The organism is Spongiibacter sp. (genome assembly GCF_984394615.1).
The window spans coordinates 27063-50577 of the sequence record NZ_CFHTQA010000006.1 but is presented as its reverse complement, the minus strand read 5'-3'; the positions used below and the strand labels follow the sequence as shown (position 1 = coordinate 50577).

At 58.1% G+C, this 23515-nt stretch carries 21 protein-coding genes; 11 read left to right on the top strand and 10 right to left on the bottom strand.

The window, feature by feature from the left end; translation table 11 throughout:
- The first annotated feature begins 127 nt into the window (after positions 1-127).
- The 3 genes from gltB (at position 128) to hemE (ending at position 7175) form a co-directional block, all read left to right on the top strand.
- Entirely contained in the window at positions 128-4576 is a 4449-nt protein-coding gene (gltB, locus tag AC5DB9_RS04060; RefSeq protein WP_273009022.1) for a glutamate synthase large subunit, read from the top strand.
- A 30-nt stretch (positions 4577-4606) separates the two neighbouring features.
- A complete protein-coding gene (locus tag AC5DB9_RS04055; RefSeq protein WP_273009020.1) occupies positions 4607-6025 on the top strand; it encodes an FAD-dependent oxidoreductase in 1419 nt (472 codons plus the stop codon).
- An 82-nt stretch (positions 6026-6107) separates the two neighbouring features.
- Positions 6108-7175 (top strand): uroporphyrinogen decarboxylase, encoded by a 1068-nt coding sequence (hemE, locus tag AC5DB9_RS04050; protein WP_272989524.1) that lies wholly within the window; start codon positions 6108-6110, stop codon positions 7173-7175.
- Between the two features lie 66 nt (positions 7176-7241).
- Here the strand turns inward: hemE and AC5DB9_RS04045 are convergent, their stop codons facing one another.
- Positions 7242-7796 carry a hypothetical protein gene (locus tag AC5DB9_RS04045; protein WP_022958424.1) on the bottom strand — a complete coding sequence of 185 codons (555 nt, stop codon included), beginning with the start codon at positions 7794-7796 and terminating at the stop codon, positions 7242-7244.
- 213 nt (positions 7797-8009) lie between these two features.
- Between AC5DB9_RS04045 and AC5DB9_RS04040 the strand changes: the two genes are divergently transcribed.
- A complete protein-coding gene (locus AC5DB9_RS04040) occupies positions 8010-8561 on the top strand; it encodes a DUF1415 domain-containing protein (protein WP_272990871.1) in 552 nt (183 codons plus the stop codon).
- An 8-nt stretch (positions 8562-8569) separates the two neighbouring features.
- On the opposite strand, the gene AC5DB9_RS04035 is transcribed toward AC5DB9_RS04040, so the two are convergent.
- Both AC5DB9_RS04035 and AC5DB9_RS04030 read right to left on the bottom strand, forming a co-directional pair.
- A complete protein-coding gene (locus AC5DB9_RS04035) occupies positions 8570-9112 on the bottom strand; it encodes a DUF4136 domain-containing protein (protein WP_272990869.1) in 543 nt (180 codons plus the stop codon).
- Between the two features lie 80 nt (positions 9113-9192).
- Positions 9193-9771: a DNA-3-methyladenine glycosylase I gene (locus AC5DB9_RS04030; protein WP_272990867.1), complete on the bottom strand. Its 579-nt coding sequence runs from the start codon at positions 9769-9771 to the stop codon at positions 9193-9195.
- A 98-nt stretch (positions 9772-9869) separates the two neighbouring features.
- Between AC5DB9_RS04030 and AC5DB9_RS04025 the strand changes: the two genes are divergently transcribed.
- Positions 9870-10664, top strand: coding sequence for a M48 family metallopeptidase (locus tag AC5DB9_RS04025; RefSeq protein ID WP_028968219.1), 795 nt, complete (start codon positions 9870-9872; stop codon positions 10662-10664).
- Here AC5DB9_RS04025 and cysE read toward each other — a convergent pair.
- Both cysE and trmB read right to left on the bottom strand, forming a co-directional pair.
- Positions 10661-11461 carry a serine O-acetyltransferase gene (cysE, locus tag AC5DB9_RS04020; RefSeq protein WP_272990863.1) on the bottom strand — a complete coding sequence of 267 codons (801 nt, stop codon included), beginning with the start codon at positions 11459-11461 and terminating at the stop codon, positions 10661-10663. The two genes, AC5DB9_RS04025 and cysE, sit on opposite strands and share 4 nt — an antisense overlap.
- Positions 11462-11500: 39 nt before the next feature.
- Positions 11501-12193 (bottom strand): tRNA (guanine(46)-N(7))-methyltransferase TrmB, encoded by a 693-nt coding sequence (gene trmB, locus AC5DB9_RS04015; protein ID WP_272990860.1) that lies wholly within the window; start codon positions 12191-12193, stop codon positions 11501-11503.
- Positions 12194-12283: 90 nt separating this feature from the next.
- Here trmB and AC5DB9_RS04010 point away from each other — a divergent pair, with 90 nt between their 5' ends.
- A complete protein-coding gene (locus tag AC5DB9_RS04010) occupies positions 12284-13006 on the top strand; it encodes an acyltransferase (RefSeq protein ID WP_022958417.1) in 723 nt (240 codons plus the stop codon).
- A 40-nt stretch (positions 13007-13046) separates the two neighbouring features.
- Positions 13047-13430, top strand: coding sequence for an MAPEG family protein (locus tag AC5DB9_RS04005; protein WP_272990858.1), 384 nt, complete (start codon positions 13047-13049; stop codon positions 13428-13430).
- Positions 13431-13508: 78 nt separating this feature from the next.
- On the opposite strand, the gene AC5DB9_RS04000 is transcribed toward AC5DB9_RS04005, so the two are convergent.
- Positions 13509-14402 (bottom strand): hypothetical protein, encoded by an 894-nt coding sequence (locus AC5DB9_RS04000; RefSeq protein WP_272990855.1) that lies wholly within the window; start codon positions 14400-14402, stop codon positions 13509-13511.
- Between the two features lie 177 nt (positions 14403-14579).
- Positions 14580-16598 carry an oxidoreductase gene (locus tag AC5DB9_RS03995; protein ID WP_272990852.1) on the bottom strand — a complete coding sequence of 673 codons (2019 nt, stop codon included), beginning with the start codon at positions 16596-16598 and terminating at the stop codon, positions 14580-14582.
- Positions 16599-16713: 115 nt separating this feature from the next.
- Here AC5DB9_RS03995 and AC5DB9_RS03990 point away from each other — a divergent pair, with 115 nt between their 5' ends.
- The 4 genes from AC5DB9_RS03990 to AC5DB9_RS03975 all read left to right on the top strand — a co-directional run bounded on the left by AC5DB9_RS03990 (position 16714) and on the right by AC5DB9_RS03975 (position 20203).
- Positions 16714-17346 (top strand): TetR/AcrR family transcriptional regulator, encoded by a 633-nt coding sequence (locus AC5DB9_RS03990; protein ID WP_272990850.1) that lies wholly within the window; start codon positions 16714-16716, stop codon positions 17344-17346.
- 75 nt (positions 17347-17421) lie between these two features.
- Complete coding sequence (locus tag AC5DB9_RS03985; RefSeq protein ID WP_022958413.1) at positions 17422-18351, top strand: ABC transporter ATP-binding protein; 930 nt, start codon at positions 17422-17424, stop codon at positions 18349-18351.
- 4 nt (positions 18352-18355) lie between these two features.
- Positions 18356-19117, top strand: coding sequence for an ABC transporter permease (locus tag AC5DB9_RS03980; protein ID WP_022958412.1), 762 nt, complete (start codon positions 18356-18358; stop codon positions 19115-19117).
- A gap of 51 nt (positions 19118-19168) precedes the next feature.
- Positions 19169-20203 carry an NAD(P)H-dependent flavin oxidoreductase gene (locus tag AC5DB9_RS03975; protein ID WP_272990847.1) on the top strand — a complete coding sequence of 345 codons (1035 nt, stop codon included), beginning with the start codon at positions 19169-19171 and terminating at the stop codon, positions 20201-20203.
- A 6-nt stretch (positions 20204-20209) separates the two neighbouring features.
- Here the strand turns inward: AC5DB9_RS03975 and AC5DB9_RS03970 are convergent, their stop codons facing one another.
- The 3 genes from AC5DB9_RS03970 to AC5DB9_RS03960 are packed head-to-tail and all read right to left on the bottom strand — an operon-like array spanning position 20210 to position 23442.
- The gene (locus AC5DB9_RS03970) at positions 20210-20752 is read right to left on the bottom strand and encodes a hypothetical protein (protein ID WP_022958410.1); all 543 of its coding nucleotides are present in this window, start codon (positions 20750-20752) and stop codon (positions 20210-20212) included.
- Positions 20749-22974: a xanthine dehydrogenase family protein molybdopterin-binding subunit gene (locus AC5DB9_RS03965; protein WP_272990844.1), complete on the bottom strand. Its 2226-nt coding sequence runs from the start codon at positions 22972-22974 to the stop codon at positions 20749-20751. The genes AC5DB9_RS03970 and AC5DB9_RS03965 overlap by 4 nt, the downstream gene beginning before the upstream one ends.
- 9 nt (positions 22975-22983) lie before the next feature.
- The gene (locus tag AC5DB9_RS03960) at positions 22984-23442 is read right to left on the bottom strand and encodes a (2Fe-2S)-binding protein (RefSeq protein WP_022958408.1); all 459 of its coding nucleotides are present in this window, start codon (positions 23440-23442) and stop codon (positions 22984-22986) included.
- Between the last annotated feature and the right edge of the window lie 73 nt (positions 23443-23515).

The window sequence follows — 23515 nt, the reverse complement described above, 5'->3', positions numbered from 1 at the left end:
CCGGCGTTTGTCGGGTTTGCCGCATACGTGTAGAATGTCCCTCCTTTTTTCGGGTACGGAACAGCGTCCCGAACAGTCATTTCGGCTATCTGCTTGTTTTTCTTGTATTTTTTGTGAGAGTCGTTTTATGAGTACAGGCCTGTACAGACCTGAAGATGTGCGCGACAACTGCGGTTTTGGACTGATTGCCCATATGCAGGGCAAAGCGAGTCACGAACTGTTGGCGACCGCCATCGAATCGCTGACCTGCATGACTCACCGCGGGGGGATCGCGGCAGACGGAAAAACAGGTGATGGCTGCGGTTTATTGCTGAAAAAGCCGGATGCGTTTCTGCGCAAGGTGGCGAAAGACGCTTTCGGTGGCGAGCTCAGTGAGCTGTACGGTATCGGTCAGATTTTTCTGAGCCAGGATGAGGCAAAAGCCACCAGCGCACGTGAAGCGGTGGCGGGCGTGCTTGCCGACAACGGCCTGCAACTGGCGGGTTGGCGTGAGGTACCGGTCGATGCCTCGGTTTGCGGGGAAATCGCTCTGGCCAGTCTGCCGCGCATTGAGCAGCTCTTTATCAACGTTGAAGGTCTGTCTGCACAAGAATTGACCACAAAGCTCTTTGTGGTGCGCCGTCAGGTGGAAATTGCGCTGGCGGATGACAGCGAGTTCTACATTTGTAGCCTGTCGGCAGATGTGGTGTCGTACAAAGGGTTGGTGATGCCCGTCGATTTGCCACATTTTTACCTGGATCTCGCTAACCCCGAGCTGGAAACGGCTATCTGCGTTTTCCACCAGCGCTTCTCCACCAATACTATGCCGCGCTGGCCGCTGGCCCAGCCTTTCCGCATGCTGGCGCACAACGGTGAGATTAATACGGTTGAGGGGAACCGCAACTGGGCGGAAGCGCGTACCAAGAACTTCAGCAGCCCGCGCATCCCGAATGTCGAAGAGCTGGCGCCGCTGGTTAACCGCACTGGCTCCGACTCTTCCAGCCTGGACAATATGCTGGAGCTTCTGGTTGCCGGTGGCATGGACCTGTTCCGAGCCGTGCGCATGCTGGTGCCGCCAGCGTGGCAGAACATCGAACATATGGATGCCGATCTGAAGGCGTTCTACGAATACAACTCCATGCATATGGAGCCGTGGGATGGCCCGGCCGGTCTGGTTATGACCGACGGCCGTTATGCGGTGTGTATGTTGGACCGCAACGGCCTCCGTCCCTCTCGCTGGGTAATTACCAAAGATGGTCTGATCACCGTGGCATCGGAAATTGGTACCTATGGCTACCAGCCGGATCAAGTAGTTGCCAAGGGACGCGTTGGTCCCGGGCAGATTCTGGTGGTCGATACCGAGACGGGTGAAGTTCTACACACCAAAGACGTTGATGAGCGCCTCAAGGCCGCCCACCCCTACAAACAGTGGTTGCGTGAAAACGCCAACCGCCTTCAGGACCAACTCGGTGAGGGCAACCGCCCGGCGCTGCCTGAAGGTGAGCCGCTCAAGGCACTGCAGAAGTACTTCCAGGTCAGCTTTGAAGAGCGCGAGCAGGTACTGTCTCCGCTGGCAGACAGCGGTAACGAAGCTGTTGGCTCGATGGGTGATGACACTCCGATGGCTGTGCTGTCGCGCAGTCAGCGCTCACTTTATGACTACTTCCGGCAGAAATTTGCTCAGGTGACCAATCCGCCGATCGACCCACTGCGTGAGTCGATCGTCATGAGCTTGGAAACCCTGCTGGGTGCCGAACAGAATGTGTTCGAGCAGACCGCCGACCACGCCGATCGACTGATTCTGAGCAGCCCGGTGCTGTCGCCCGATAAATACGACCGCCTGATGGGGGTAGACTCTCCGCGTTACCCCAAGGCGCTGATCGATCTCAGCTATGACCCCTCACAGAAAAGCCTGAAACAGGCCGTGGCCGATGTCGCCACCGCGGCTGAAGAGGCGGTGCGCAGTGGCAAGGTCATTCTGATCCTCAGTGATCGCAAGCTGGAGCCCGGCCTGCTGTCGGTGCACAGCCTGCTGGCCACCGGTGCCGTGCATCACCACCTGATCAAGCAGGGGCTGCGCTGCAGTGCCAACCTGGTGATCGAGAGCGGCACTGCCCGCGACTCTCATCAGATGGCCTGTCTGTTTGGCTTCGGTGCGACGGCGGTTTACCCCTACATGTCTTTTGCGGTACTCAGCGATATGCTGGCTTGCGGCGAAATTCTGGGTGACGAGCAAACCACCTGGGGCAACTACGTTAAAGGCATCAACAAAGGCCTGCTGAAAATCATGTCGAAAATGGGGATCTCCTCCATTTCGTCCTACCGTGGCGCCCAGCTGTTTGAGGCGATCGGCCTGGATGACGACGTGGTCAATACCTGCTTTAGTGGCGTCGCCAGCCGTATTGCCGGTGTCAGCTTCGAGCAACTGCAGAACGACCAGGAAGCCTTGGCGACCTTGGCGTGGCTGCCCCGCAAGCCGCTGGATCAGGGCGGTCTGCTGAAGTATGTGCACGGTAAGGAATACCACGCCTTTAATCCCGACGTGGTGATGAGTCTGCAACAGGCGGTCAAAACCGGCGACTACGGGCTGTGGAAAAAATATGCCGATCTGGTAAATCAGCGTCCCGTTGCCACGCTGCGAGATCTGCTGGATTTCAGTGATAAGGCTGCGCCGATTCCGCTGGACGAAGTGGAGTCTGCCGAGAGCATCCTGAGCCGCTTCGACTCAGCGGGGATGTCGCTGGGTGCACTGAGCCCCGAGGCTCACGAGGCGCTGGCAACCGCAATGAACCGCTTGGGCGCGCGTTCGAACTCCGGTGAGGGAGGGGAAGACCCCGCCCGTTACGGTACTGAGCGCGTCTCCAAAATCAAGCAGATCGCTTCCGGACGCTTTGGTGTGACGCCGCATTATCTGGTGAATGCAGAGGTGCTGCAGATCAAAGTCGCACAGGGTGCCAAGCCCGGTGAGGGTGGTCAGCTACCCGGTGGTAAAGTCAATGCGCTGATTGCGCGTCTGCGTTACTCCGTTCCAGGCGTGACGCTGATTTCGCCGCCGCCGCATCACGATATTTACTCGATCGAAGATCTGGCTCAGCTCATTTTTGACCTCAAGCAGGTCAACCCTGACGCACTGGTATCCGTCAAACTGGTGTCTGAGCCTGGTGTCGGCACGATTGCCGCTGGTGTGGCAAAAGCCTATGCCGACCTCATTACTATTTCCGGTTACGACGGTGGTACAGCGGCCAGCCCGCTGACCTCTATCCGCTATGCGGGTTCGCCTTGGGAGCTGGGCCTTTCTGAAGCGCAGCAGACCCTGCGCGGCAATGGCCTGCGAGGCAAGGTGCGCGTTCAGACCGATGGTGGTCTGAAGACCGGCCTAGATGTCGTGAAAGCCGCCATCCTTGGCGCTGAGAGTTTTGGGTTTGGCACTACGCCGATGGTCGCTCTGGGCTGTAAATACCTGCGTATCTGTCACCTGAATAACTGCGCCACCGGGGTGGCGACGCAGGATGAGCGCCTGCGCGATGACCACTTCATCGGCACCGTGGAAATGGTGATGAACTTCTTCCGTTTCATGGCCGAGGAAACCCGCGAGTGGATGGCGAAAATCGGCGTTCGCAGCATTGAAGAGTTGATCGGGCGTACCGACCTGTTGGCTCAGAAAGCCGGTGAAACTGACAAGCAGGGTCTGTTGGACCTGTCGCCGATTCTGTTCAAAGATCCTGCGGCAGAAGGGCAGCCGGAGTTTTGTCAGGTCAGTCTGAATGAGCCCTTCGATAAGGGTGAAAAAGCCGAAGAAATGGTGGCGGCGATTATGCCGGCGATCGAGGCCAAATCCGGTGGTGAATATCACTTCCGTGTCGGCAACTGTGACCGCTCGATCGGCGCGCGCCTGTCGGGTGAAATCGCCAAGCGCCACGGCAACCTGGAAATGGAAGCTGCGCCGGTTGTGTTGCGCCTGACGGGAACAGCCGGACAGAGCTTTGGCGTCTGGAATGCCGGTGGTTTGCACATGCACCTCGAAGGGGATGCCAACGACTACGTCGGCAAAGGCATGGCGGGCGGCAAGCTGGTGATTTACCCGCCTAAAGGCAGTGCCTTCAAGAGCCAGGAAACCTCCATTATCGGCAACACCTGTCTGTATGGTGCGACCGGAGGCAAGCTGTTTGCTGCCGGTACCGCGGGTGAGCGTTTCGGGGTGCGTAACTCCGGTGCTCACGCGGTAATTGAGGGCGCCGGCGACCACTGCTGTGAATACATGACCGGCGGCAACATCACCGTACTTGGCAATACCGGGGTGAACTTCGGTGCCGGTATGACTGGCGGTTTTGCCTACGTCCTGGATATGGAAAACACCTTCGTTGATCGCTACAACAGCGAACTGGTTGAAATCTGTCGTATTACCTCTGAGGCCATGGAGGCCTACCGCGTGCACCTGCGCGGCAATATTGAGGAGTTTGTGGCGGAGACTGGCAGTGCCTGGGGGCAGCATCTGCTGGATAATTTCGACGACTACATCGCTAAGTTCTGGATGATCAAGCCCAAAGCAGCAAGCCTCAGCCGCCTGCTGGAAACCACCAGACGGCGTCCGGAATAAGCAGTCGCGTAGCGAAGAGGTAAAGAGATTATGGCTGAACGTTTGCAGAATACATTTCAGTTCCTCGATGTAGGGCGTCAGGACCCGTCTAAAAAAGACATGGTTCAGCGCCGCGAAGCCTTTGTAGAAATTTATGAGCCCTACAAAGAAGAGGAAGTACAGAACCAGGCGCACCGCTGTCTGGCTTGTGGCAATCCCTATTGTGAGTGGAAGTGCCCGGTTCACAACTTTATTCCCAACTGGCTGAAACTGGTCAGTGAAGGCAATCTGTTCGAGGCGGCGGAATTGAGCCACCAGACCAACAGTCTGCCTGAAGTCTGTGGCCGCGTGTGCCCGCAGGACCGCCTCTGTGAAGGTGCCTGTACGCTGAACGATGGCTTTGGTGCCGTGACGATCGGGTCTACCGAGAAGTACATCACCGACACCGCGCTGGAACTGGGCTGGCGCCCGGATATGTCGAAGCGGGTGTGGACTGACAAGAAAGTGGCCGTTATCGGTGCCGGACCTGCCGGTATCGGTTGTGCCGACGTATTGGTGCGCGCGGGTGTGAAGCCGGTAGTGTTCGATCGCTATCCCGAAATTGGCGGTCTGCTGACCTTTGGTATTCCCGAGTTCAAATTGGAAAAATCGGTGGTTCAGCGCCGTCGCCGTGTATTGGAAGAGATGGGTGTTGAATTCCGCCTGAATACTGATGTCGGCAGCGATGTGAGCATGGATGATCTGCTGGCCGAGTACGACGCTGTGTTCATGGGGATGGGCACTTACAAGTACATGAAAGGCGGCTTCCCCGGTGAAGAACTGGATGGCGTTTACGATGCGCTGCCATTCCTTGTTTCCAATGTTAACCGCAACATGGGCTGGGAGCAGGACGCGACCGACTACATCAGTGTCAACGGCAAGCGGGTCGTGGTGCTGGGTGGCGGCGATACCGCCATGGACTGTAACCGTACGTCTATCCGTCAGGGGGCATCCAGCGTCGTTTGCGCTTACCGCCGCGACGAGGAAAACATGCCTGGTTCACGTCGCGAAGTGCAAAACGCGCGCGAAGAGGGCGTTCAATTCCTGTTCAACCGTCAGCCAGTGGCCATCATCGGCAGTGGTAAGGTTGAAGGTATTAAAGTGGTTACCACCAAACTGGGCGAGCCCGATGAAAATGGCCGTCGTCGTCCTGAAGCGATTCCCGGCAGCGAGGAAATTATTCCCGCTGATGTGGTGTTAGTGGCCTTCGGCTTTCAGCCCAACCCCCCGGAGTGGCTGGCTGAGCAGAACGTCGAGCTCGAATCCTGGGGAGGGGTGAAGGCGCCGGAGCAACAATTGTTTAAATTCCAGACCAGCAATCCCAAAATCTTCGCCGGTGGTGATATGGTACGCGGCTCAGATTTGGTGGTGACTGCGGTATGGGAAGGTCGTCAGGCTGCGGAAGGCATTCTCGATTACCTGAAAGTGTAAGGTGTTTGAACGCCGGAACCACCGCAGGACCTGTGCCGGCGGCGGTTCCGGCGTTTTTGTATTGGCAATAGGTTGAGCGTCCATGAGTGAATTGAAGAACGATACTTTTCTGCGAGCCCTGCTGCGTCAGCCTGTTGACTACACGCCAGTGTGGATGATGCGTCAGGCGGGCCGCTACCTGCCCGAATACCGTGCCAGCCGCGCCAAAGCCGGTGACTTCCTGTCGTTGTGCAAAAACACCGAACTGGCCTGTGAAGTGACGCTTCAGCCGCTGGAACGCTACCCCCTGGATGCGGCAATTCTGTTTTCTGACATTCTTACCATTCCCGATGCCATGGGGCTTGGTCTGTACTTTGAAACCGGTGAGGGCCCACGTTTTCGCAAGACCGTGCGTAGCATGGCCGATGTGGAAGCCCTGCCGGTTGTTGACGGTGAGAACGATCTTACGTACGTCTGTGATGCGGTGCGTGCGATTCGCTCGGCTCTGAACGGGCGTGTGCCGTTGATCGGCTTCTCGGGCAGCCCTTGGACGCTGGCCACCTATATGGTTGAAGGCGGTGGCTCTAAAGACCACGCTCGCTGTAAGGCACTGGCTTTCGATGAGCCGGAGACCATGCATGCATTGCTGGATAAGTTGGCTCAGAGCGTGACCGCTTACCTGAATGACCAGATTCGTGCCGGTGCTCAAGCGGTACAGATCTTCGATACCTGGGGTGGTGCATTGGGGCATCGTGCCTACCGCGAGTTCAGCCTGCGCTACATGAAGCAGATTGTCGACGGTCTGATTAAAGAGCGCGATGGTCGCCGTGTTCCTGCAATTCTTTTCACCAAAAACGGTGGGCAATGGTTGGATGCGATGGCCGATACCGGGGCTGATGCGCTGGGGCTCGATTGGACGACGGATGTCGGCTTAGCGCGCCGCCGCGTGGGTGATAAAGTGGCGCTGCAGGGCAATATGGACCCGGCCATGCTGCGCGCCTCACCCAAGCGTATTCGCGAGGAAGTGGCGACGATTCTGGCGGAGTTTGGCGAGGGTGAAGGCCATATTTTCAACTTGGGCCACGGCATTACGCCAGAGGTGGATCCGGCCCATGCGGGCGCCTTCATTGAAGCGGTCAAAGAGCTGTCCCCCGCCTACCATCGTCGCTGACTCGATCCGCTAGCCATAAAAAAACCACGCTAAGGCGTGGTTTTTTATTTCCGCTATAAGCCTGATTCAGGGCATGACTTCGACAAAATTTCGCCATTTATTTTGCAGGCCGATGAACCAGTTTGGCGCGCCGTCGCCAGTGCCGGAAAATTCCAGCTCTGGATAGTGTGCCGTGACCCGGTTGAGCAGGTTCTGCTCGTGGCTGTTCACGTCGATGACCAGCAGATGACGGCCGCTGTTGAGCGCCTGTTCAAAGCGCCGAAAATCCCGATGGGGCTCCTGAATGCCAAGCAGGCCACCTTCCCAGGTAAAAAAGCCCAAAACAACAATGGCCAGAAACACAAAGGGTGCCCAGCCGACGGCGGTGGTAAGGCCTGAGTAATGTGCTGCTGCCAGTGCCAGCGTTGCGCCCGCTGCCCCAATAATTGCGCCGCGTTGCATGGCGTACACCACATCTTTGCGCAGTACAGCTTCCACGTCGTTAAGGCGCCGTCGACTGACACCGCAGTCATCGTGACTGAGAACGTGAATCTGTGGTCGTGATAGACCGTTCTCCTGCAAGTCGTGTTCAATAGCGGCCAGCTTGTCGAGATTGTCCGCCAGAAAGAAATATCTTTTCATAGACTACTCTCCTGTTTTGCTTACGCTCGCAAAAGCCACCCTCACTCAAGCGAGGTCTCATTTGAGTTTAGCAGCCCTTTTACTACGCACCCCGGCGGCACACTGATTGGCTTATGGTAATTTGGTCTAGCGGAGGCGTGCGTCATGGCATTGCGCTATATCGGAGCCTCTAGCGGGCGTATACTGCGCGCGAAATGGTGTGGGAGTGTGGCGGTGACGGCGAATCGGGAACGAGAACGGGTTGAGACATGGCTGGACAGTGTGGTGGTCGGCCTGCAGCTCTGCCCTTTTGCGGCACGGCCATGGGAGCAGGGTACGGTTCGCATCGTCATCAGTGAGCATGCTGAGGTTGAACCGCTGTTGCAGCAACTCTATGCGGAGCTGATGAAACTCGCTGACACGCCGGTCGAGGCACTGGAAACCACCTTGCTCGTGGTTCCTAGTCAACTGACAGACTTCGATGAGTACTGGGCTGTCCTGGGGGTAGCGGAGCAGTTGCTGGATCAAAGTCCCTGGCGAGGAGAGTTCCAGATTGCCAGTTTCCATCCCGACTACCAATTTGACGGCTGCGAGGTGGACGATCCGGCCAATTTCAGTAATCGCTCGCCTTATCCTATTTTTCATTTACTGCGTGAAAGCAGTGTGAGTTGGGCGGTGGATACCCATCCTGATGTTGAGGCCATTCCCGAGCGCAATATCACCTTGTTGCGCGGAATGAAGGCCGAGGTGTTGGCGACATTGTTTCCCGACCGCGACCTCGACTGACATCCCCGTTATTTCGGCGGGAACTCGGCCCAGATTTCTGCGACGGCGCGATCAATGCGGTCCATATTCACTTTAGGGTCCTGATCATCCAGCTCGATGACCATCGCGCCCCGCCAGCTCAGTGCCTTAGTATTGCCGTCGAGCAGGTCGATCATGATTTGGACGTTGCGGTTAATTTTGTCTTTACCCAGCGGCACACCGACCGACGTACTCATTCCAAAATTGCCGGTGAAGCTGCCAAGGCCAATACCTAGTCGGGGGCTGCGGTCAACCGTGTCGGCGGCTTGGGTGACGTAGTAGCGCACCAAAAAATCGTGGTTCTTCTCGGCTAGCTTGTACAGTCCACTGTCCAGTTGGGTTTTGAGTGAGGCCTTTACCTGCTCAATCACAAACGGGGACACGGTCTTGTCAGCACCGCTGTCGGCCGACCACTGATAGTGCTGATAATTGGCGAAGTTGGCGCGGGGGTTGTAATCGGTATGTACATCGGTACTGCTGCAGGCGGCCAGTAACATGGCTGTGCTCAACAGAAATAGGGCATGGATTTTCATGTTTGTCTCCTGTGGCCACCGAATCTCGGGAGCAATAGGGTATTAGTCTGTGCTGGCGGACTTTGGTGCCTGTGAATCTTTCACAAATCTGCCAGCTTGGTACAGCGCTCGTGGGCAGGGCAGCGGACGAGGTGGTCGTTGACCAGTCCCATGGCCTGTAAATAGGCATAGCATATCGTGCTGCCAAAGAAGCGGAAACCGCGCTTTTTCATGGCCTTGCTGATGTGGTCTGACAGTGGCGTGCTGGCGGGAACCTCGTCCAGGGTCGACCAGCGATTCTGGACTGGCTTGTGGTCGACAAATGCCCACAGGTAGTCGGCGAGACTGCCGCACTCTTGCTGAACGTCGAGAACGCATCGGGCATTGTTAATGGCGGCCTCGATCTTCATGCGGTTACGAATAATGGCAGGGTCAGCCATCAGGCGCGCGATATCCTCGTCGTCAAAACGGGCGACGTGCTTGGGGTCGAAGTTGGCAAACAGTCGCCGATAGCCTTCGCGTTTGCGCAATATCGTTAGCCAGTTCAGGCCAGCCTGAGCCGACTCCAGGATCAAAAATTCGAATAGCTTACGATCATCCCGGCAGGGAACACCCCATTCTTCATCGTGGTAGCGGCGGTAATCGGGGTCATTGCCGCACCAGTCGCAGACTTCGCTCAACTTGCTGGCTCCTCGCTTGTCAGCCCCGGTCAGGGCTGTGCCATAATGGCGCAAAATAGCAGATGCAGCCGTTTCGCGCTGCCATTTGGGAGAATGCCATGAAAACTTTGCGAGTTGTCGCGGTCGCGACATTGATCACTGCCTTGGTGGCCTGCGCTCAGTCGCCGACCGGGCGCCGCCAGATGTTGCTATTCTCCAACGGAGAAATGTCTCAAATGGGGGTGACGGCCTTCGATCAGATGAAAGAAGAAATGACCGTCAGCAGCAATGGCAAAACCAATGCCTATGTCACCTGTGTCGCCGATGCCATCACCGCGCAGTTGCCCGCAGAATGGCGTGGTAGCTGGGAGGTTGTTGTGTTCCAGGAAGACAGTGCTAACGCCTTTGCCCTGCCAGGTAAGAAAATCGGTGTTCATACCGGTATTTTTAAGGTGGCGACAAATGCAGATCAGCTGGCAACCGTTATTGGTCATGAGGTAGCGCACGTCATTGCCCAGCACAGCGCCGAGCGCATGTCGCTGCAAAGTGTTGCGGGAACCGGCACCCAGCTACTGGCTGTGCTGATGGGCGACAGCCCGCAGAAAGCGTCGGTCATGGCAATGCTGGGTCTGGGGGCGCAGTACGGGCTGGTGCTGCCCTATGGCCGTACACAGGAGTCTGAAGCGGACGTGGTGGGCTTGGAATATATGGCGAAGGCGGGTTTTGATCCTTCGGCCAGTATCCAGTTATGGCAGAACATGAGTGCGGCCAGCGATGGTCAGCCGCCGGAATTTATGTCGACTCACCCTTCGCACGAGAGCCGCATCAAAGAGCTGCAGCGCCAGCAGAAAAAAGCCGCACCGCTTTACCAGCAGGCGCGAGCCAGCGGTCTTCGTCCTGCGTGTAAAGGCTAATCGTCGCAGCAGGCGCTGTGATTCATCGACAGCGCCGGTGCTTCGCAGTCCGGGGTGCCGATGACTTTAGCCGGAACCCCGGCCACCAGACTGTGGGGAGGCACTTCTTTCAGCACTACGCTGCCCGCTGATATATGTGAGCCCTCACCAATTCGAATATTGCCGAGGATTTTGGCACCCGCACTGATCAGCACGCCATCGGATACTTTAGGGTGGCGATCGCCGTGTTCTTTGCCGGTGCCGCCCAGAGTGACTGACTGCATCAGTGAGACGTTATTGCCGACCACGGCGGTCTCACCAATGACGATGCCCGTGGCGTGATCCATCATCACGCCGCGTCCCATCTTCGCTGCCGGGTGAATATCCACGCCGAACTCACCGCTGATACGATTCTGAAAGAACAGCGCGAGCGAGCGTCGCCCGTGCTGCCACAGCCAGTGCGATACCCGGTAGGATTGCAGGGCGTGATACCCCTTGAAATACAGGAAGGGTACCGACAGACGGCTGCAGGCCGAGTCGCGCTCCAGTACTGCGCAGAGGTCGGCGCGCAAGGCGCATCGAATGTCGGTGTCGGCTGCGAATGCCTTATCAATGACCTCTCGGACGAGCAGGGCAGAGGCGGCCGGGCTGGCGAGCATTTGCGCCAGATGAAAACTCAGCGCATCTTCCAGTGCGTCGTGATTGAGGATCGTTGCGTGAAGAAAGCTGGCCAGTACCGGCTCGCGCTGCACTTCCTCCGCGGTTTCTTCGCGGATTTGTTGCCAGACCTTATCGACGGCGGCTACGGGTGTATTCATGGCATGAGTATCTGTCTGCATAGCTGGCGAGTATAAACCCTATCCGGGGATGGGTGACAGCGCCGGGCTGCAGACGCGCCACAGTGCTTGTCCTGCCTCGTGGTACTTGCGCTCAAAGGGCGTGAGCGTTGTCTTCGGCACGAAGCATTCGCTACTGGCGTCGCGCCCTGCGAGTTGCAGTGCGGCGCAGAACTCATCCACATACACTGGCCAGTTACTGCGCAGCTCTATTTCCCCGCCGAGTGCCAGCAGGCTGGCAAACAGCGGTGAGCCGTGTACTCGCAGGCTTAGCTGGCCGGGTTTGGGCCAGGGATTGGGGTAGAGGAGGTAGTGTGCGCGGGGCTGCCAGCCTGCATCGACGGCCAGTCGCCAGAAGTCATCGACATCGGCGCGTAGCAACAGATAGTTGTCTCGTTCGCTACCTCGATGAGATGCATGTTTTTGCAGTCGCGCGGCAGACTTGTCCACGCCGATGATGACGCAGTCGGGAAAGCGCTCGGCCAGCCGCCAACTGCTCTCGCCAACGCCGCAGAAGGAATCGAGGATTAGTGGCTGGTTTCGCGAGGCCAACCATTGCTGGGCCTGCGCAAATGCCTCGATGTTGTGGGCGGCATAGGGCTTGCGAAACGGATGGGCCAGATGTTTACGCACGGTCTCTTCCAGACGCTCATGAATACCCTGCTGGCTGCTTTCAACGCGGCGTGAGGGGCTGCCGTCGCTGCGTTTTTTCATGAATTGGTAACCTTGTTGCAATTGCGGGGCATCGCCAGCCTTGCGACACTGTCGCGCCTAACTGCGACAACACTGATAAACAGGCGAGCTATGCGTCAGGATCGACGCCCCTATTGGGTGAAGAAAAACTATCTGCGTTTCCGGCACTGGTACACCATGCATTTTCTGAAGCCGGCCTGCGATGACCTGGGCGATTATCCCACGTTCATGAAGCCTTGGTATATCTCAATCTCAGGGCCGAATATTCGCATCGGCAAATGTGCGACGGTGATTGCGGAGCCGGAAGCCCGAATCAAAATCGGGGTGTGGGGACGCGAGCCGGATCAGGGAAAAATCACCATTGGAGATTACGTGCTGATCAGTCCCGGCGGGCGCATTTCTGCCAGCGATGAGATTGTCATTGGCGACAGTGTGATGATGGCCAACGGTGTGTATATTACAGACAGCGACTGGCATGACCTCTATGATCGGACAGCCCGCAGCCCCGAGGTAAAGCCGGTACATATCGGTAATAACGTTTGGCTGGGTGATCACAGCACCGTGTTGAAAGGTGTGACGATTGGTGAGAACAGTGTCGTGGCGGCCGGAGCTGTCGTCAGTAAAAACGTGCCACCCAATGTGGTGGTGGCGGGAAATCCGGCAACGGTGGTCAAGCAACTCGATCCCGAGCGTCCCATGCGCACACGGGCCGACTATTTTGCCGATCCCGCAGAACTGCAAGCTTTCTTCGACAGCGTTGACCGCATGGTGCTGGGTAAAAACGGTACCTTGAACTGGTTGCGTTGTTTGCTGAAACCCGGGCGAAAAGACTGAGCCCATTACACAACAAAAATGATGAGCAGGGGATTTAACTATGACAATTGCACTGTGGTGTGTCTTGATTGCCGGCATGATGTCGCCGCTGACCGGGCTATTGGCTAAAAGTGGTAAGGTTGATGGCAAACGCTATGACAACAACCATCCGCGCCAATGGTTGGCCAAGTTAGAGGGGCGCCCGGCACGAGCTGTGGCGGCGATGAACAACAGCTTTGAAAGCTTCCCCCTGTTCGCGGCCGCCGTCATCATTGCCCACATCGGTGGTGCGGCGCAGGAGACGGTGAACATGCTGGCGATGGGCTACATTGCGGTACGTGTGCTCTACACCGCCTTTTATCTGATGAATCTGGGCGTGTTGCGCAGTGCGACCTGGGGCGCGGGTGTAGCGATTGTGGTGGCGCTGTTCTGTATTGTTCCTTGATCACTTGAGGTCGAGAAGAACTTAGGGCCATCGCAACGGTGGCCCATTCTCTTTTCTGCTGACCCGGCAGACCGTTCTTTAAGGCGTGGAAAAGTCGGTAAATCGCACCAGTTTTGTCGGTCGCCCTTCACTTCCTAACAGAATTTCTTTGCCGTTAGTGCTGAATGTAATGGCTTCGGCCTGACGCAGTCGCGGTGCCTTTAATGGCTGCGGCTCTGCATTTAGAGCGTCCAGCCAACTTTGCTCAGCTTGGCGTGGAAAGTAATAGCTTTCGCGCAGCGTGCTGATCACAGCTCCGCTGCCGTCCGGGGCAAAATCCAGGCCGGTGGGGGAGTGCTGGCTGATGCCGCCTTCGCGTTGCGGGCGGTGGCGCTGTGGCGTGGGTAAGCTGGTGACGCTGCCCAGTTCGTTGAGCATGATCGGTGCGCCGGGCAGGGCGTCCAGCGAGAAACGGTAGAGTTTGGGGTGCGTCTCACGCTTGCTCAGCAGATACACCATGCGCGTCTGGGCGTCGATGGCAAGTCCTTCAACATCCCGAGGGCCGCCGTCGTAAATGACGCTGTAACGGCGAAGAAGCCGTAACCGCGGTGCTTTGGCACTGCCGGATTCCGCCAGCAGGTACAGCTCGACCATCGGGCGCAGAGCAAAGTTATCGCCGACATCACCCACCAGCACATAGTTGCCCGAGGCATCGCTGAAGCTGGCGATATCTTCCCAGTCTCTCGCGTCGAGATTGGGTAGCGCTACCGAAAGCACACTCTGCTCATCAGCTTGAATTAATGCCAGTCGTGCGCGGCTGCCGCTGTCGTTGTGGCCCCAATAAAAACCAGGGTGGGCATAGCTGGCGGCCAGCCCGCTCAGCTCGCTGAGCCAAGCGGCATTGAGGGAGCTTACAGAGGGGGCGGCTGTGGTTGCCGGTGCGGCCAAGGTAAGCAGCCACGCGGCAAGGCGTCGGTAGTGGCGGTTGAACATACGTGGCCCGGTCGGATTTGGAGAACAACGTCCAAGTCTAGCCGCAGTGCTTTGCAACTGGCTATAGCAACATGCCGCGATAGTCAGCGGTTATACGCATTTCTGGTATATCGGAACGGTCGCCCCGCGCGCAGCTCTGTCAGTGAGGCTGGTTTGGCGTTGGCGCGAGGCAACCGTTTACAGGGAGGCGGCCAAGCGAGTGCCCTGATCAATCGCGCGCTTGGCGTCCAGTTCGGCGGCGAGATCAGCACCACCAATCAGGTGCACGGTTTTGTTCAGGCCATCGGCTAACTGGCGGTTGGGTTCCTGTCCCGCACAGATCACTACGTTGTCGACGCCAATGCAGCGTTCCTCACTGCCTTGGCGAATGTGCAGGCCGTCATCGTCGATGCGCAGATATTCGCATCCCGCCAGCATCTCCACGCCTTTGTGCTGAAGGCCGGCGCGATGGATCCAGCCGGTGGTTTTTCCCAGTCCATTGCCCACCTTGCTGGCCTTGCGTTGCAGCAGGGTGATCTGGCGTGGTGACGGGCTGGGTTGCGGCGTCACGCCTTCGATGCCCCCCCGTGACTGCAGGCTCATGTCTACGCCCCATTCGCGCATGAACGTTGCAATATTCTGACTGGCATCGCTGCTATGACTGAGGGCTTCGGCGACATCGAAGCCGATACCGCCGGCGCCGATAATGGCCACGCGTTTGCCGACGGGCTTGTCATCGCGCAGTACGTCCAGGTAGTTCACTACCATGGGATGATCGATGCCGGGAATCTCCGGATGCCGCGGGGTGATGCCGGTGGCGAGGATGACTGCGTCTGCATCACTGTTATTCAGTTGCTCACTATTCACGTGCTGGCCCAAATGCAGTTCTACACCAGCCGCGTCCAGACGCTGACGGAAGTAGCGCAGGGTTTCGTTAAATTCCTCTTTGCCGGGCACTTTGCGAGCAATGTTGAACTGGCCACCTATCACTGGGTCGGCATCGTACAGGCGCACACGATGACCGCGTTCGGCGGCGGTGCAGGCAAAGGCCAGTCCGGCTGGGCCAGCACCGATCACGTCGAAGGTCTTGGGCTCTGTTGTGGGCAGAATCAATAACTCCGTCTCGTGACAGGCGCGAGGGTTGACCAGGCAGCTGGTCATACGGCCGGTGAAAATGTGGTCCAGACAGGCCTGGTTGCAGCCAATACAGGTGTTGATGGTCTCGCTGCGACCGGCCGCAGCTTTGGCGACAAAATCGGGATCGGCCAGAAAGGGGCGCGCCATCGACACCATATCGGCATCACCGCGCGCCAACACTTCTTCCGCAACTTCCGGGGTATTAATGCGGTTGGAAGTGATGACGGGAATACTCAGTTGCTGGCGGAATTTAGCGGTTACCCAGGTAAATGCCGCGCGGGGTACCTTGGTGGCGATGGTGGGAATCCGCGCCTCGTGCCAGCCAATGCCGGTGTTGATCAGCGTTGCGCCAGCGGCTTCGATAGCCTTGCCCAGTTGCAGAATTTCCTCATAGCTGCTGCCGCCTTCCACGAGGTCCAGCATCGACAGCCGGTAGATAATGATGAACTGTTCGCCGACGGCTTCGCGTACCCGGCGAACCACGTCTACGGCGAGGCGCATGCGGTTCTCATAACTGCCGCCCCAGTCGTCGTCGCGCTGGTTGGTGCGCGCGGCGAGGAACTGATTAATGAAGTAGCCTTCCGAGCCCATAATCTCCACGCCGTCGTAGCCCGCCTGCTGAGCCAGGCTGGCGCTGCGCACAAAGTCCTGAATCTGCTCCTCGATATCGGCTTCACTGGCCGCTTCGGGTGTAAAGGCGTTTATCGGTGCACGAATCGCCGACGGTGCCAGCGGTTTCTCGTTAAAGGCATAGCGACCTGTGTGCAGAATCTGCATACAGATTTTGCCGCCTTCGGCGTGGACCGCGTCGGTGACAATGCGGTGACCCGCGCAGTCGGCTTCGCTGCGCAGAATTTTGGTGTGCTCGTGCGTGGCCGCGCGCTGATTCGGGCCGATGCCGCCGGTGACGATCAGTGAAACGCCGCCTCGGGCGCGCTCGGCAAAGAACGCCGCCATACGCTCAAAGCCGTCCTCGGCTTCTTCCAGCCCAGTGTGCATAGAGCCCATTAATACGCGGTTCTTGAGTGTGGTAAAGCCCAGGTCGAGGGGCTGGAGCAGGTTGGGGTAAGCGGCGCTCATGGCAAATCCTCATGGAAAAAAAATCTAACTAGACGATGTCAAGATTTGCAGGCTACGCCTCGATGTAGACGGTGTCAAGATGGACAGTGCCGAGCGCTGCTGATAGAGTGCCGCGATGACTGATACTCCTTCTTGCAGCAAGCCTTCCGGGGCCTATCATCACGGCGATCTGCGCGCGCAGCTGTTGGATGTCGCGGCGCGATTGCTGCGCGATGAGGGTGAGGCGGGGTTGTCGATGCGTCGACTGGCGCAGGAGTTGGGGGTGTCGCGCACCGCGCCCTACCACCATTTCAGTGACAAGCACAGTTTGCTTTGTGGCATTGCGGAAGAGGGCTTCCGGCGATTTCGTGAGACCTGCTGTGCCCCGGCGCTGTGGCAGCCGTCGACCTTCGATGAGGCCGCATTGCTGGAATTTGCCCGTCAGTACACCGCCTTCGCCCTGTCCCACGCCGAGTACTACGATTTGATGTTCGGCGGCAAACTTTGGAAGTCCAGCACACCCACTGACAGCCTCAAAGCAGAGGGCTATGCCGCGTTCCGTGACTTTGTCAGCTGCATCCGTACGCTTCAGCAGCAAGGAGGGATTGCCGCCGAGGTGGACGTCCTGCGCTTTGCACAGCTCTGCTGGTCGACATTGCACGGCATGAGCCGCCTGCTGATTGACGGTATTTATCTGGATGTTGCCACCGTTGATGACATGTCGGCCACCGCGGCCGCGATGCTCTGGCGACAATGCCGGCCGGCATAGCAATCGGCTATTGATCGGCGTTGCTCGCTGGGCGACACTTTCAGCCTTTTATTTTTCCGACCTGCGGGAGAGTCCGTGTCTTCAGTTATCAGTGTTCGTGACGTCAGCAAGGTTTACGCCTCCGGGTTTCAGGCTCTGAAAGGCGTGAGTCTGGAGATTGAGCGTGGCGAGATTTTTGCCCTGCTCGGTCCGAATGGCGCGGGGAAAACCACGCTTATCAGCATTATTTGCGGCATTGTGAATGCCAGCAGTGGCTCGGTGAGCGCTGCGGGGCACGATATTGTGAGTGACTACCGGCGCGCTCGCAGTCGGATTGGGCTGGTGCCTCAAGAGCTGTCGACCGATGGCTTTGAAAGTGTCTGGTCTACCATTACCTTCAGTCGGGGGCTGTTTGGCAAGCCGAAAGACCCCGCTTACCTTGAGCAAATACTGCGGCAGTTGTCGCTGTGGGATAAGCGCCACGAGCGCATTATGGCGCTGTCCGGAGGAATGAAGCGCCGGGTGATGATTGCCAAGGCACTGTCTCACGAACCGGAAATCCTGTTCCTCGACGAGCCCACTGCGGGGGTGGATGTTGAGCTGCGTAGGGATATGTGGGAGATGGTGAGGGGCCTGCGTGAGCGCGGTGTCACCATCATTCTCACCACCCACTATATCGAAGAGGCCGAGGAGATGGCGGACCGCATTGGCGTGATTCGTCGCGGTCAGCTGATGCTGGTTGAAGAAAAGCATCAGTTGATGGAAAAGCTCGGCCAGAAGCAGCTTCGCCTGCAATTACAGAAGCCCTTGCTGACAATTCCTGAAGAGTTGCAGAGCTACCCTCTGAGCCTCAGCGATGACGGTCTGGAGCTGGTTTATCACTACGACAGCCAGAGCGAGCAAACCGGTATCGCCGAGCTTTTTCGGCGGTTGGAAAGTCACGGCATTGACTACAAAGATCTACACTCCACGCAGCGTTCGCTGGAAGACATTTTTGTTAGCTTGGTCAGCGAACAGGAGCAATAACATCATGAATCTCTATGCCGTACGTGCAATCTACCTGTTTGAAATGCACCGCACCTGGCGGACCTTATTGCAGAGTATTGCTTCACCGGTTATCTCCACGTCGTTGTATTTTGTGGTGTTTGGCTCTGCGATTGGCTCGCGCATGGTCGCGATCGATGGCATCAGCTACGGGGCATTTATTATCCCCGGCTTGGTGATGCTGGCGCTGCTCACCGAAAGTCTGTCGAATGCCGCCTTCGGTATTTTCTTTCCGAAATATAATGGCACGATCTACGAACTGCTGTCCGCGCCGGTATCATTGCCGGAAATTCTGCTGGGTTATGTGGGGGCCGCCGCCAGCAAGTCGATAATTCTCGGCTTGATTATGCTCGCTACAGCGCGGTTGTTTGTCGACTACAGCATCGCCCACCCACTCTGGATGTTGGGGTTTCTGGTACTCACAGCGGTGACCTTCAGTCTGTTTGGTTTCATTATTGGTGTGTGGGCGGACGGCTTCGAGAAGCTGCAAATTGTGCCGATGCTGATTGTCACGCCGCTGGCCTTTCTCGGCGGCAGCTTCTATTCCATCAGCATGCTGCCGCCACTGTGGCAGACGATAACCCTCGCAAATCCGGTGGTGTATCTGATCAGCGGATTCCGCTGGAGCTTTTATGGGGTTGCCGACGTCAATGTTGGTGTGAGTATTGGGATGACGCTGGGCTTTATGCTGCTTTGCCTTGGTGTCATTCACTGGATGTTCCGCACGGGCTATCGCCTGAAAAACTGACGACTGGAGGTGGCGATGGGCTCAGCGGAATGTTTGCTGACAAGGCTGGGAATGTTAAAGCCCATTATTCAGGCGCCGATGGCGGGTGTGTCCACGCCTGAGATGGCGGCAGCGGTGTCCAACGCCGGAGGCCTCGGCTCGCTGGGTATTGGTGCCAGCACAATAGTGCAGGCTCGGCAGATGATTGAGGCGACACGACAGCTCACTGATAAGCCGTTCAACGTCAATGTATTCTGCCATGCGGCGCCACAAGCCGAACCGGAGAAAGAGGCGGCCTGGCTCAGGCATTTGGCGCCGCTGTTTGAGGAGTTTGGCGGCGAGCCACCGGCGGGGCTGAACGAGATTTATCGAAGTTTTAACGATGATCCCGAGATGCTGACGCTGCTGCTTGAATTGCGCCCGGCGGTGCTCAGTTTCCACTTTGGTTTGCCATCTCCGCATTGGCTGACGTCATTAAGGGATGCGGGTATCGTTCTACTGGCGACAGCGACCAGTCTCGACGAGGCGAGGCAGATTGAGGACGCCGGGCTGGATGGCATTGTGGTGCAAGGCATAGAAGCCGGTGGGCACCGGGGCGTGTTTTCAACCTCGGCGCGCGATGAGCGGCTCACAACCTTGGTCTTGCTGCGCCTGCTGTCAATGCAGTGCTCTCTGCCGCTGATTGCGGCGGGAGGCATTATGGACGGGCAGGGTATTGCGTCAGCGTTGGCAGCGGGGGCCGTGGCCGCGCAGATGGGAACCGCCTTTATTCTTTGCCCGGAATCGGCGGCCAACGCCAGTTATCGCGAAAATCTGTCGAGCGTCAGGGCTGGCGAAACCCGGCTGACATCGGTGTTCTCGGGGCGGCCTGCGCGAGGAATGGTGAATCGGCTCGTCAGATATGGCGAAGCCGACGGCAGCCCTGTTCCCGCTGATTATCCGCTGGCGTATGACGCTGCAAAGCAGCTTAATGCCTTGGCGGCAACATCTGGGTGTCATGAGTTCGCCGCGCAATGGGCAGGGCAGGGCGCAGCCCTGTCGAGAGCCCTTCCTGCCGCTGATTTAGTAGACGTGTTGATGACCGAGCTGAATCACGTCCAAGGCTGAGCCGGTTTAGCAGGGGCCGCCTGCATTGACCCAGGCCTTAAGCACTTCCACGAACTGTGGATGGTCGAGGGGAGGCAGGGTGCGGTCTCCTCCCGGCGCAAACCCCCACAGCACCAATGGGTCGACTTCCATATGGCTGAGCAGAGCCTGCAGGTCTTTGCCACCGTTCATGCTTTTGTCTTTGAGTACCGTGCATACCTCAACGGCGCTTTTGTTTTCCCAGGCCATACTCAGTGGTGCCAGCCCCCAGTGGGGCGCACCGGGGACCTCGCCATCGGGGCTGTTTTGCTCCTGGTGGCAGGCGCTGCATTGCAGCGTGGGTGCGCCGTGGTCGCTGTCGCCGCGTACGATCAGTTGATCGTGCCGTCTGCGCTCATCGCCTTGACGGGGAAATTCGGTTTCCGTGTGGCAATTCAGGCAGCGGGGATGGGTCAGCACCTCATAGATCGGCGCAAACAGGGGGGACTGCGCGCTAGCTGTGCCACTCAGTGCGGCGCCGAACAATAGGCCTGTTATCAGTCTGGTCAGTCCTGTCGGAAAAACAGTCATGAGCGGCTCCTTTCGGCGATACGGTAGCCGAGCTTGCTGAGTGGCAGTTCGCGAACCGTTTCCCCTGTCGCGGCAAAAATAGCATTGACCAGCGCGGGCCCGAGTGCCGGAACGCCCAACTCTCCCACGCCGCCTGGCGCATGATTAGAGGGCAGGACGATTGTTTCCATTTCGGGGGTTTCGAACATTCGCAGAACCGGGTAGTCGTCATAATTGCTCTGCTGAACCACGCCGTCGTTCAGTGTGATTTCTCCGTAGAAAACACTGGTCAGCGCAAAAACGATGGCGGACTCAACCTGGGCGACTACCAGATCAGGATTGACGGCCGTGCCGACGTCCACGGCGCTTATCACGCGATGAATGGTCACCACTTTGTCGGCGGATACGCTGAGTTCTACAACCTGAGCCACATAACTCATCCAATGGCCGAGTACAGCAAGGCCCTGGCTGCGACCGCCATTCGGTCCGCCCCAGTTGGCGGCCTGAGCTGCAGCGTCGAGTACGGCAAGCAGCCTCGGTTCGTTGTTGAGCATACCTCGGCGGTATTGATAGGGGTCGCGGCTGTAGCGAGCGGCGACCTCGTCAATAAAGGTCTCCTGAGCGAAGACGTCGGTGTATTTGTTGACCGATCGCATCCACAGCGCGGGCATGGTGAGATTGACGGTCAGGTGGGCATCCATTAACACGTTGTCGATGTCGTAGGGCATGCCCGTTTCCAGGTCGGTCAGCTCCTTGAGTGGGGGCAGCGTGCCCTCCGCGAGGGTGTCCAGAAGCTCCTCTGCGTACAAAATAGCGGTCACGTCCTGGGTCACCGCTCGATGGGTCCAGGCGGTGATATTACCCTGATTGTCCACGGCGGCGCTGACTCTCACGGCGGCGGCGGGGCGGTAGAAACCGCCTTTCATATCGTCTTCCCGCGTCCACATCACCTTAACGGGTTGGCGGACCGCTCTGGCGACGAAGCAGGCGTCGCGAACGTAGTCGGCGAATACGTTGCCACGACGGCCGAAACCGCCGCCCGACGACATGGTGTGGAAATTGATCTGATTGGGCAGCAAGCCGAGAATGATGCTGGCGAAGGTTTTATCCAGCGTGGGAGATTGACTGCCGGTCCAGATGTCGGCGCGACTGCCATCGTAGTCCACGGTCACGTTCAAGGGCTCCATCGCGGCGTGGGCTTGGAACGGGAAATAGTAGTCCGCTGAGCGCACCTCTGCGGCAGCAAGTTGTGCGACCGGCACCAAGCCGTCAATGCGGATTGGCACGCCGGGAAGGTTGAGGCGCAACTCGTAGGCTGAGCGGGTGAGATCGCTGTCCGTCCGCCCGGCCAGCAGCTCGTTCCATCGCACTTCCAGCGCTTGGCGTCCTTTTTCTGCCGACCAGTAGTCGTCGGCAACGACGGCAACGCCGGCCGGTGTTGTATGGACCTCACGGACGCCGGGAACCGCCAGCGCCGCATTGTCATCGACGGTCAGTGCCTGCCCGAAAAAACGGGGAGGTCTGGCGATAACTGCAGTCAGCATGCCGGGCAGGTCCACATCGATGCCGTACTGAAGTGTACCGGTCACCTTGGCGGCCGCGTCGTTGCGTTGCTTGGATTGGCCGATAATGCGGTATTGCGATGGCTCCTTGAGGGGCGGCGTCAGCGGCACCCTGTAGCTTGCTGCCTCTTCCGCCAGTTCACCGTAGCTGGCGCTGCGGCCATTAGCATCGTCATAGACGAAGCCCCGGTCGGTACGCAGCGACTCCCGGGTGACTTCCCAGCGATCTGCCGCTGCCTGAATAAGCATCTGCCGCACGGCGGCTCCGATTTGGCGCTGGGTGTCGAAATAGCCACGGGTTGTGGCGCTAGCCACGGTAAATTGCAGCAGCCCGCCAAAGTAAGGGTTGTTAAAGCGCGCAGCGACTGGCGAATGCTCGGCGGTGACCATTTCCCAATCGACATCCAGCTCTTCAGCAACAATCATCGCCATCGAGGTCAGTGCCCCTTGGCCGATTTCCGAGGCGCCGACCAGAATGTGTACGCGGTTGTCGGTACTCAGCCGCAGAAACTCACCAACGGCGTATTCCTGAGCGTCGATCGGTTCGTTGGTGCCATCGCCGGGGTTGCCGCTGTTGCTTCCGCCGCCACCTCCGCCACCGCCACAGGCAACCAACAGGCCGCCGCCAGCGATGGCCGAAACACGCAGGAACTGGCGGCGTGTCAGTTCGGAAAATTCCATAACGCCTCCTTAGAGCTGTTCGCTGGCGATTTTGTGAATAGCTTTACGAATTCGCGGATAGGTGCCGCAGCGACAGATGTTGCCCGACATTGCCTCATCGATATCGCGGTCACTGGGGGAGCGATTGTCTTTCAGCAATGCCGTTGCTGCCATGACCTGTCCGGATTGGCAGTAGCCGCACTGGGGGACATTCAGCTCTTGCCAGGCTGCCTGAACCAGACGGCCAATATTGTCCTCATTCATCACTTCAATGGTGGTGATGCGGTGCCCCTCGGCGGCGCTGATCGGCATCACGCAGGCGCGGGTGGGTTGTCCGTCAACGTGCACGGTGCAGGCGCCACAGAGCGCTTGCCCGCAGCCGTACTTGCTGCCAAAAAGCTTGAGGTTCTCCCTTAGCACCCACAACAGGGGTTTATCGCCGGGCACATCCACAGTGTGGTCTTGGTCGTTGACGTTGATGGTATACATGCAAACTCCTAAGCCCGTTTATGATCGTTTATTCGGGGCAGTGGGGGAGGAGTATAGCCTTGCCTCAGGCGCC